We start from the raw sequence: 9,330 nt of genomic DNA, 5'->3' as shown, positions 1-9,330 counted from the left end.
ATCCAATAGTGAAGAAAGAGTTTGTATAGTACATATAGTATTACCAAATTTGCCTGTATAATCAATTCAGAATTAAACCAATAATCTGTATAGCTATATAAGGACAAGACAGTTTTTATTCGTACTGAAAGTAGGGTGAAAGCATGGTGAAAGTATGCTTTTTGTATGTTTAGTTACTAAAAACATACTTTAACCATATTTAAACCACGATTTCATAGCGAAATCATAGGGTTAGCATACATTTTTCTACATCTTTTGGATCCGTTGCCCAAGAGGTGACCAAGCGAACTACAGCTTCTTCCGATGATCGCTTTTCCCAAACGTAAAATTCAAAATCTTGTTGTAGTCTTTCAATCAGCTCCACAGGCAAAATGGGAAACAGTTGGTTACTTTCTGGTTGGCTGGCAAAAGCATAACCTTTAGCTTCGAAAGCTTTGGCCAATCGCATGGCCTGGGTATTTGCATGCTCTGCAAGTTGAAAATACAGGTTATCGGAAAAAAGGGCTAAAAATTGGGCACCCAATAATCTGCCCTTGGCCATCAGCGCACCCCGCTGTTTTAAGGTATAGGGAAAGCCTTCTGCCAATTCGGGCCTGTTGAATACTAAAGCCTCTCCCAATAGTCCCCCATTTTTGGTCGCTCCAATATAAAAGGCGTCCGTTAATTCAGCTAGATCGGCTAAACTCAAATCATTGTAGGGTGAGGTCAAGGCAACACCTAAACGGGCACCATCTACATACAAGAATAAATTATTGCTTTTGCAATAATCCGCTATCTCTTTAATTTCCTGTTTCTTATAAACGGTTCCCAATTCTGTCGTTTGGGAAAGATAAACCAGTTTCGGTTTCACCATGTGATGATCGGTATGTAAACTAACTACATCATCAATCCCCTGTACCGTGAGCTTGCCTGCAATATTCTTCACCAAGTTTATCTTATGTCCGGTATACTCGATGGCACCTGTTTCGTGCACTTCAATATGCCCTGTATCGGCTGCAATTACCGACTCATAGGGCTTCAATAGATGGCTGATCAATAGTAGGTTGGCTTGGGTACCACCAGCAACAAAAAAAATTTCTGCTTCCGATTTCCCCAAGGCTTCTCGAATTTTATCCTTTGCGGCCTTACTCAGACTATCTTCGCCATAACCAGGCTCCTGGTTAAAATTAGTATCCATCAGGAGCGATAAAATGGCGGGATGAGCACCTTCGCTATAGTCATTCTTAAAGCTTATTCTGTTTTCCATGTCCAAAAATAATAAAAACAAATTAGGCCATATCCATAGAGTGGATACGGCCTAATTCTTTGTATTAATTGAATTTATTAGATCGTCTTATTTGGCAAACATGCCTGCTAAGCTATCTAGAATACTTCCCTTGGTTCCCTTATCATTTTTTTGGTTGAAGAACTCCCCTACCAGATCGCCTAATCCACCGGAAATATTTGGCTGAGTAGACTGGGTATTGGAAGCAGCACCTCCACCTAGAACACTACCGATCAAATCACCTAAACCACCTCCAGAAGCGTTGGTATTGCTGCCACCGCCACCTAAGATGCTACCAAGCAAGTCGCCGATACCACCACCGGAAGAACCAGCACCAGCATCCTGTTGTTTTTTCTTACCAAGGTATCCCATTACCAATGGTGCCAATAAAGCCAAGATACCACCTATCTTACCAATGCTGATACCTGATTTTTCGGATAATGATTCTTTCACATTTTCGGTATTTCTTCCGAACATATGGTTTACGATCTTGTCTTCATCTTCTGTAGGACCATCATTGAACAATCCGGCCAAGTTATCAAAGATTCCTCCGCTATGTTTTGTATCGATTGCATTTTGTATACCTTGTGCCTGTTCAGGGCTTTTCTGCGCATTATAGTTCAATGCAGACATCATCAAAGGAATGGCTGCAGAAACAACCCATTGTGTTTGATTTTTATCAATCCCTAATTTTTGGGAAATACCTTCAACGGCTTGAGAACCAATCCCGCCGGAAATTAAATCTGTAATGTTCATGTTTTAGTTTATTTTTTGTTAATAAATATTACATTTATAAATCAAATATAAAGCCAAATACATATCATGAATAAAACCCGTCTTTTATTTTTTACATGCTGTACATTTTTGTTTACAGCCTGTCAAAACAACCAACAAAAAGAAGAGCCGGCGAACGTTGAAGAGATCAAATTGAATGCAGATATTGCCAAATCTATTTTTTCCTTACCTACCCATTGTTTACAGATCGAATATCCGAATAAATTAGGCCAGGTTATCGGATCGGATGCCGATCTTAAAACCCCAAAATCCTTACGGCCGGTTTTCTATGGCTGTTTTGATTGGCACTCTTCGGTTCATGGCTATTGGTCGATCGTCAAGTTGATGAAAGAATTCCCGGAATTGGATACCGATGGTGCCATTAGGAAGGTATTGAATGCCCATATTACACCGGAAAATGTACAGGTTGAAAAAGCCTTTTTTGAAGATAAGAACAACCTGAATTTTGAAAGGACCTATGGATGGGCATGGTTGTTCAAACTGCAGGAGGAGTTACATACCTGGGAGGATGCCGACGCCAAAAAATGGGAACAAGCCCTACAGCCATTAGTGGATCTTTTGGTACAGCGTTACATGGAATACCTTCCAAAACTGGTCTATCCTATCCGAGCAGGACAACATGATAATTCTGCATTTGGACTATCCCTTTCCTTAGATTATGCTAAAACAGTTAACAATCAGAATTTTATAAAAAGCATATCTGAGAATGCAGAGCGTCTTTACCATCAGGATAAAAACTGTAACCTGGCTTATGAACCTTCCGGATATGATTTCCTATCCCCTTGCTTAGAAGAAGCCTTTCTGATGAGCAAGATCATGGAGAGTTCGGCCTATGATGCTTGGTTGAAGACTTTTATGCCCGAACTTTATGATAGCAGCTTCAAGCTTGAACCTGCCATTGTAAAAGATCGAACCGATGGAAAACTGGTGCATCTGGATGGCTTAAATTACAGTCGTGCTGCCTGTTTGAAAGGTATTGCCTTAAAACTTCCAGCACTAAAACACCTGAACCAAATAGCACATGCGCACGTTGCTTTCTCCATCCCAAATATATCCAAACAGGATGATTATATGGGAACACATTGGCTGGGTACTTTTGCCCTTTATGCGCTATCTATAAAATAAGTGAGCTATCTATAAAATAAGTGAATAGTTATTAAAAAAACGGCAGTAAGTCGTTGACCTACTGCCTATAGAACATGTTATGCATCCAGGGGAACTAATTTATTAGCCTCGAGGCGGACGGCCACCCGCTGGATTTGCGTAAATCCATCCAAACTATGGATAATTGCAGATAGATCTATGCCTCGTTTAGAGAGAGTCGTTAATAGTGCACTGCGAAAGGCAGTTTTACTGCTCCCCCAGTTAGATTGTACTAAATCATTGTTCAATACCACCAATTCTTGGGTACTGTAATGGTGGAACTGCTCCACTAAGTGTTGTTGAAATTCTTTTGTGTTTGACATACAATTCTTGTTTAAAAATTAAACCATCCTTGCATCCAGAAATTTTGGGGTGTTGTTCCTTTTCGTTTATTTTGGTAGGAAACCCGTATTATTTCACCACCGCGGTGTCTACACTCGGTTGGTATTGCTTTTGCAATTCTGAATACTCTACAAAGTTAGTAGATATTATTGGGATTTCAAAAAAATTTTTTTTTTGATTATGGTATGGGTATAAATGCGTCATTGCGAGGAGGCACGACGAAGCAATCTTCCCGTCATTGGGAGGAACGAAGCAATCTATGGACTTTGTCATCCTGAGCATCGTCGAAGGATCTGTACGAGTATGTCATGCTGAGCGAAGTCGAAAGATCTGTACTGGGTACCAAACGTAGATGCTTCGACTTCGCTCAGCATGACATGAAGGAAGATTGCTTCGTTCCTCGCAATGACGAGAAAGGTCAAAAATCTATCATCTATCATCTATCATCTAAAATCCCCCTACTTCTTCTCCGTAAAATAAAACTCCAACGTCTTATCCTCAGACCTTAATTTTAATTCATAGCTTTCCTGAGATTGAATCTTAACCAATTTACCAGTTTCCTCAAAATCCACCTGATCCATATCCTTGGAAGGTTTATGATTACTGCTCATATGTTTATTCAATGCCACCACAATATTACCATTCTGATTATTCAGCACCTTAAACCATCCGAAACCCGCCTTTCTAGCCACTCGTTCACCCGGTTCCATCTGCTCATATCGACCATAATACATATCCCCTGCCTTTGGTTCTTTCAAAAGTGCGGTATATTCCGCAGGAATCGGTTTAGCTGGTTTTAATGAATCATAAGCCATATAGCCAAAGAATCCGACCACAGCCAGCATCATGATATAGCCAAAAATTGTAGGCTTCATGGTATGAGGAGCAGCGGGCACCAATTTTTCTTTTTCCAAAGCAAAGACTTTCATTTCGTTCGTCCATTTACTTTTTGAAATCCTCTTATTCGTAGTGCTATCCAAATAAACTGCTCCTGCTTTCTTGGTATATCCGGTAAAGAAAGCGGTGGCTGTATAATTTCTATAATACACCAAAACCATCGGATTATTACCGTTAACCGGATTTACTAAATGATCTGCAGCAAATGCAGCTTCCTCTAATTGTCTTACTGATATAAACATATTAATGATTTTATGATTCGCTTCCTAAAGGTAAACCACATCAATTGTTTATACTAAGAAAGGCTTTGTTGAATTATATAATTGCGCAAACCAACCCACCCACAGTCCTAATACACAAACACTTATCGATCCTCTTTCAAATAATCCAAAAATTGGGAAGGTGTAAATCCTGTACTCTTTTTAAATGCCTTGCTAAAAATACTATGGGAAGAAAACCCACTTACTTCCGCCAAATAGCTGATTTTATATTGTTCGAATTTAGGTTCGTTTTTGATCTTTTCAATAATATATTTAATCCTTAAGCCATTGATATAATCATTGAAATTCATCTCTTTATAGGTATTGATCAGTTTGGAAAGGGTAATGGTATTCGTTTCCAAGTGGCTCGCCAAATAAGAAAGGCTCATTTTAGGATCGGTAAACAATTCTCCTTCCTCAAACAATCGAAGTTTTTCCAAAAGCCTAATACTTCGCTCGTCTGGCTCTATTGGTTCTACAGGTTCTGAAGCATCAATTTCCACTGCAGGTTTTTCTTCCACGCGTATTTCTTTCCTCGGTTCAGTTTTCTCCCGTTCCAGTTTGTCCATGTACTCCTCGATCCTTCTTTTATTCTCTTTATGCATGCGTCTTTGATAAATAACATACACAGTCAAGAGGATAATCAACACCGCAAGCCCGATCAATACATACCGTAAATTTGAATTCACCTTCGTTTTTTCCTGCAGGTCATCCTTCAATTTCCCTACCTCTAGGTTATTGATGATAGAATTCACGAAATTGGATCGTTTGGTATCATTCAAGGCTTCATCCTGCTCCAAAAATATAGCCGAATATTGCTGGGCTTTATCCATATCCCCCAATTCCTTGCTGGAAAGATAGGCATAGCGTAGCGCCTCCATCTCATAGTCGATATAGTCTGCAACCTGGATTTTCTGTCCAACCGCATCCTCGGCAAATTTCAGGGATTGATCATAATCTTTTAACTGATAGTAACTGATGGCCAGGAAAACCTTAGCCATATATTGGAATTCCTTAAAACTGGTCTCTTCCAGGTTCACTATTTTCTGAAAATATGGAATGGCCGTTTTAAAATCCTTTTTGAAAAAATAAAGTTCTCCTTGCACCAATTCCTGCTGAACATCCGTCAGTAAGCTTTCATCCGGAAAATGTTCATCAATGATCCTTCTTGCATTAGCCAAAGCAGATTCTGCTTTGTCGAAAGATTCATTCATTAAATAGCCCCTTGCCAAAAAAACATCTAAAGTGGCTTTGGAAAGAAGAATATAGTTCCGGTCCGTTGCTTCCAGTTTAGATGACTTCAACAGATTATCCAGTTTCGCATTATTCGCTTCCAACTCCTTGATGTAAAGTTCGAATTTCCCGTTCAAGTAATAGAAAAAGGAATATTCGCTCGCTGCTAATATGCGGTCTACCCCTTCTGGAAACTCTTTTATAAAAGGCTGAGCGGCTTCAAAAGCAATTTTGCTTTCCGCATAGTCCTTCTGTCTATAATGGATTTCACCGATGCTGAGCTTGGCCACAAACTGGGAAAAGGGATCATTGTACAAACTGCCTAAGGAATCCAATTTTCTAAAATACGTTAAGGCGGCATCTAGGTCTCCCTCGTTAATTAATCGGTTGGCATGTACCTGATACAAGCTCAACTGCTCTGCAGGAGACCATTTTTTCTTTTCTGCATAGGTCAGATACACATTATTATCGTATTTATCTGCTCTGGAAATCAACTCCTCTAAGGATAGGTTGGCAAGGCTATCATTGGTCTGTGCTGCATGAAGTGTAATGACGGCAAACAGTTGAGTTAAAAGAAAAGAAAATATTAAAATTACGCGTTTAAACATTGTTTCGGCTTGAGTAATAACATGGTATTGCTGTTATTTTCATAAGCCAATATAGTGCCATAATTATTTAAGATTTAATAGGTTTCATTGCCCTCCATATCACTTGCGGCAATTGAAATAAATCGAAGTCATGATTAAATACCAGGTATCGGTTCTCCCATCGATGGGTAAATTTTTCTTTAAACTCCTTTTGGGATTTAAAGAACCGAAAATTAGGCACCTTGTTGGATATGAACTTCATGATCTTCTCTGCAGGAATTTCCGTTACATCTAATCCAGCTAAGGCAACCATCCCAATATTCAGGTATCGGAATCCCTGTTCCTTACCGTAGGTAATCATTTTTAAGATCAGCCCGTCGATGGCCGCACCAGGTGCATCTGCTGTTTTCCGGATCAGGTCATAGGTACATTCTTCCATGGCATAATCGGGGATGATATTCAAGAATGCCACCAAGCGCTGATCCTTATCACGCATCAAGATCATATCATGATCCTTTAAAGCAATTGGACAGAAAGATCCCTGGGAAAACACCATTTCTTTGCGCTCGTAGTGAGCCAACCATTCGTCAGAAACCTGCTTCAACTCGGCTATTAAGGCATCATCGTGAGGGGCGATCTGGATATTGCATTCAAAACCATTCCGCTGCAGGTTGTTCAGGCCATTTCTTAAGGATTTTTTGTCCTTTCCTTCCAAAGTGAACAGTTTAAGATCAACGATCGCTTCCTGCCCGATCAATAATTTCTTTTTCCGATGTTCCTTAAAATAGATCAGGCTGTTCTCCTCAATTCGGTAGTAAATGGCTGTTAAACCCTGTTTCTTACAGAAGGTTTCAAACTCGCTAATAAGCTCTTCCTTATGATGGATCTCGCAGACAGGCTCTTCCAGGACCACAGCATAGTTTTTTACGACCCGGTAGGCCGTAAAACCAGCCGCTAGTTCAGAAAAGAACAGTTCTTTATCCTTTGCCAATTTGAAGTAATCCAAACTGGAAAGACCAAATTTATTCAGGTATTTCTGGGCTAATTCCCGTTCTTCAAATTCATTTCCAGCAATGCGGTATTTCCTTGGTACAATGATAGCATAGATCATCAACAACCAACAAAAGATACCTAAGGTTTTACATATCCAAAGGAATTCCTTGGCGAAGACTGTCTGTGGATCCAGCCCAGTATCGGTATAGAACAGAAAACAGCGAGCGGTATAAATGAAAGCCTCCCGTAGACCAAAAGAATGTCCGAAATGATGTTTATCGATGAAGTAAAAACAAACGATAGCAAAAGAACAGACCGCGAGGAAAACACTGATAAAACTTCCAAACCCCAGTCTTAACCACTTATTAGAGGATTTGATCCGATATTGTCTCTTATGGAAAAGCAGTAACAAAAGGACCATAAACGTAATAACTGCTTCTTCATAATCGAGGGCCTTTCCGAGATGCCCCAACATAGATAGCACACAGAATACGATAGCTACCCAATAGGCCGAACGGTAGCCCTTTATGAGGTAAGCAGAAATGATGACCAAACCCAAGCCGAGCAGAAATACCATCTGTTTAGAGCCATAAATGGCATCCATGGGAACATAGAACCGCTCCAGTTTTAACCTTTCGGTTAATGGTGGTGTTAATACCGAACATAAATTGACCAGACCTAAAAAAAAGATCAATAACGCTGGCCCAATCCTGGTCAATAATTGCTGTCCTCGCCAGGCAAACGCCAAAAGACCTAAAAATAAGGGCAACCAGAATTCAAATATCCGGTACAATAAGGTGATCCCCAAGCCCTCCAATTTCTGGTAACCGTAGTTGGTGAACACATATAACATAGAAAGTTCCACAGCTCCCATCCCCCGCAAGAATGGAGAGACGATCATCAATAAAATAGAAATGGTATAGCCTACGACTGCAGCTTCAAAAGAATGCGAAAGCCCTAGCGCATACATGGCAATATAGGCATGCAATATTCCGCAAGCTTCTATGAGTAGTGAAAACAGGATGCTGAAGCCCAATGATCGCCTATCCAGATTGGCGTGAAAAACCTGATCCACCTGGGCTGTAAAAGTTGGAAAACGGGTCTCTAAAACACTGTAAACACCTTTTTTATTCCTAAAAGACCAATATAGAAAAAAGGCGAACCCCAATAGAACGCCTAATAACAAGATAGATTGCCAAATGGATATATGGCTCTGATTCTTAATATAGGAATAAATAACCACCGGAACAGCGACCATAAAAACGGTGAACATGCCGATGAATCCGTACAAGGCACTTGCTTGGTGGATCTGTAATTTATTGAGGTTTCTTCTACGTAATTGGGAGGTGGTATAAGCCAATGAGCTGATACCGCCAGCTGGAAGGAATACGCTCAAAAAATTTCGCTTTAAAAACAGTTCAACAGCAATACTAAAATTGATTTTCAATCCCAAGGAACTAAAACAGGATCGATACATCATACCTTGGGAAAACACATACGCAAAGGTCAACAGCACGCCAATGATCAACCAGGTTTTATCGGCCTGTTCGAGCATTGGACCAATTTCCAATAGTTCCTTTCTTTGTTCACGAAAAAATATAAAAGCAAATAGGATGATGAGAATAGCTAGAATTTCTTTCCAATAGGATTTTGGGGAGAATTTTCGGATGATAGCTATCAGTTTTTTAACCATAGAATTAATTGAATGTTGATCGATAGGAATAAATTTAAAGAAGCTATATTTTCTAATAATTAAATTACTGTTATCAGTGTTCTTATTCATCAATTCTACGCTAAAAAATTTTGAGCAAACGTT

General features: G+C 39.7%; 7 protein-coding genes and 1 riboswitch. Of the genes, 1 reads left to right on the top strand and 6 read right to left on the bottom strand.

Going from position 1 to position 9,330, the window contains the following annotated elements; translation table 11 throughout:
- Positions 1–223 precede the first annotated feature (223 nt).
- Positions 224–1,246: a threonine aldolase family protein gene (locus VJ786_RS14870; RefSeq protein ID WP_099367040.1), complete on the bottom strand. Its 1,023-nt coding sequence runs from the start codon at positions 1,244–1,246 to the stop codon at positions 224–226.
- An 87-nt stretch (positions 1,247–1,333) separates the two neighbouring features.
- Positions 1,334–2,020, bottom strand: coding sequence for a DUF937 domain-containing protein (locus VJ786_RS14865; RefSeq protein WP_099367039.1), 687 nt, complete (start codon positions 2,018–2,020; stop codon positions 1,334–1,336).
- Positions 2,021–2,086: 66 nt separating this feature from the next.
- Here VJ786_RS14865 and VJ786_RS14860 point away from each other — a divergent pair, with 66 nt between their 5' ends.
- Entirely contained in the window at positions 2,087–3,184 is a 1,098-nt protein-coding gene (locus tag VJ786_RS14860; RefSeq protein WP_099367038.1) for a DUF2891 domain-containing protein, read from the top strand.
- A gap of 77 nt (positions 3,185–3,261) precedes the next feature.
- Here VJ786_RS14860 and VJ786_RS14855 read toward each other — a convergent pair whose 3' ends face one another.
- The 4 genes from VJ786_RS14855 to VJ786_RS14840 form a co-directional block, all read right to left on the bottom strand.
- The gene (locus VJ786_RS14855; RefSeq protein WP_099367037.1) at positions 3,262–3,525 is read right to left on the bottom strand and encodes a 5-oxoprolinase; all 264 of its coding nucleotides are present in this window, start codon (positions 3,523–3,525) and stop codon (positions 3,262–3,264) included.
- 57 nt (positions 3,526–3,582) lie between these two features.
- Positions 3,583–3,676: riboswitch (SAM-I-IV-variant riboswitch) on the bottom strand.
- 326 nt (positions 3,677–4,002) lie between these two features.
- On the bottom strand, positions 4,003–4,683 hold the full coding sequence (locus VJ786_RS14850) for a hypothetical protein (protein ID WP_099367036.1): 681 nt from the start codon (positions 4,681–4,683) through the stop codon (positions 4,003–4,005).
- A gap of 122 nt (positions 4,684–4,805) precedes the next feature.
- Entirely contained in the window at positions 4,806–6,542 is a 1,737-nt protein-coding gene (locus VJ786_RS14845) for a helix-turn-helix domain-containing protein (RefSeq protein WP_336557981.1), read from the bottom strand.
- A 67-nt stretch (positions 6,543–6,609) separates the two neighbouring features.
- The gene (locus tag VJ786_RS14840; RefSeq protein WP_336557980.1) at positions 6,610–9,207 is read right to left on the bottom strand and encodes a phosphatidylglycerol lysyltransferase domain-containing protein; all 2,598 of its coding nucleotides are present in this window, start codon (positions 9,205–9,207) and stop codon (positions 6,610–6,612) included.
- Positions 9,208–9,330: the final 123 nt, after the last annotated feature.

It is taken from the genome of Sphingobacterium tenebrionis (genome assembly GCF_037126265.1).
GTDB lineage: Bacteria > Bacteroidota > Bacteroidia > Sphingobacteriales > Sphingobacteriaceae > Sphingobacterium > Sphingobacterium tenebrionis.
Note: the sequence above shows the minus strand (reverse complement) of the source record. Positions and strands in the feature narration are given on the sequence as shown.